The sequence below is a fragment of the Nostoc sp. genome (genome assembly GCF_035638895.1).
Lineage (GTDB): Bacteria > Cyanobacteriota > Cyanobacteriia > Cyanobacteriales > Nostocaceae > Nostoc.
Genome location: NZ_DASQZC010000699.1, coordinates 1 through 1,761 on the forward strand (window position 1 = coordinate 1; position 1,761 = coordinate 1,761).

Annotated in this window: 2 protein-coding genes; both read right to left on the reverse strand. The window is 41.8% G+C overall.

Features of this window, described 5'->3' with window-relative positions:
• Positions 1–257 (reverse strand): hypothetical protein (locus tag VE944_RS33270; RefSeq protein ID WP_324987839.1); only part of this gene is annotated, 257 nt, incomplete at its 3' end.
• Positions 258–631: 374 nt separating this feature from the next.
• On the reverse strand, positions 632–1,761 hold a 1,130-nt coding region (locus VE944_RS33275), incomplete at its 5' end, for a sensor histidine kinase (RefSeq protein ID WP_324987842.1).

Below are 1,761 nucleotides of genomic sequence, written 5' to 3' on the forward strand. Positions count from 1 at the left end.
ATATTTTGATTACCGCGCAGTTCTTGACGCAAAGTTGAGAAATAAGTCTGTAAATTCTGCTCTACTCGATTAGCGACTTCATAACGCAATTCGCTAGCTACCTCATTGACTGCCTTTTGCCCATTGTGAATCGATAAATATCCAGTTAATCCTACAGCTAGCAAGATTTGCACCAGAAACAACGCTACCAAAATACGACGTAAGGGTATGCCTTTAAACAGAGAAAAAACACCACTTTGCCCAGTATTTTTGTTCATCTGCCCACTCCCTCTGCCTGTCCTGTAATACTAAGTACAACACCTCGACTTTGCTGTTCTGTGGGCTTATACATAGTTTATACTCGGTCGGGTCAAGAGCCAATATAGCACTTATAGTAAAACAACAAAACGTTAGTTAACTGCACCGATAAATTTTACATATTGCGCTCTTCAAAAGAACTAGTACGCTACGGCCTAAATAGAGCAAGCAGTGAAAATCCCCAAAGAGCTTATCCCATAATACTTTTGACTTTTGACTTGCGGAGTACCGCAAGGCGGAAGTTACCCCCTTCCCCAGGGCAAACGCATCTTATTTGCTAATAAAAACTGAGAAATATTTTAAAAGAACATAGATAATTGTAGAAACTACCCTATTAGGGAAGTTTAGGCAACTTAATGATAAAGCTCGTCCCCTTGCCCTCGGCACTTTCAACTTCAATCGTCCCCTGATGCGCTTCAATAATACTCTTTGCTAAAAATAATCCTAGCCCCCATCCTGTTTGATCCTCAGCAGAGATAGTTCGACGAAATTGTTGAAATAAGATTGATTGAGCTTCTGAAGAGATCGGATTACCTTCGTTGTGGATAATGAGACTGATATGCGTTTCAATTTGTTCAAGCGTGAGTGTAATTGGTGTATCAGCAGCACCATACTTCACAGCGTTAATAGCTAAGTTTTCAATTACCCGTTGTATCTGTTTACGGCTGCAATTGCTCCTGATAGCAGTATCACAAACTACAACAAACCGCTCTCCATAAGCAAAGTTCAAATCCTCTACTACGTCCTGAACAAGGCTGTCTAAACTGCATTCTTCAAATTCAAACTTTAAGCTCTCCCCCGCCCGTAGCCGACTAGCATCGAGCAGATTTTGAATCATCGAATTCAAACGATCGACTGCTTTTAGCATTTTCGCCGCGATATTCGCATGAGTGTCTCCTTGTTCAAGCCGACGCAGAGTCAGGTGAGTACCCATTTTTATGACATTGAGTGGGTTTCTGAGATCGTGGGTCAGCGTCACTATAAATAACTCTTGAATATCTCGCAACGTCTGGGAAAATTGAGTGGCTGCATCGTTAACAGCTTGCTCAATAGAATCGATGATAATATCTCGTTCCCTTACCTCTAAAGCCGCTTCTTCTTCTAATATTTCAAATATGGTCTGACGGAGAATGTGGTACTCAAAAATCACTTGAGTCATCGAGTAGTCGGCATAACCCGCCCGCTCATGTCCATGCTTTTTCCCAATCCGAGTGCTTTCTAGCTTATCCGTTCTTATTCTGGCTGGTGTCCTTTCAATCTTCGTTGACAGCTCATCCACCAATTGCTCTAGATACTCAGGTAGCGAATCTTGTAGCATCAGAGAGTCCTGATGTATTGATGCACCAACTTCATCACGCGCCCGCTCTTCCCACCTCTGCATAATTATTTTAGCATTTTGCTTAAGACGCTTAGACGTTTGGTTAGACATGGATTGTAAAAACACCAAAATTAGCGAATAGTTAG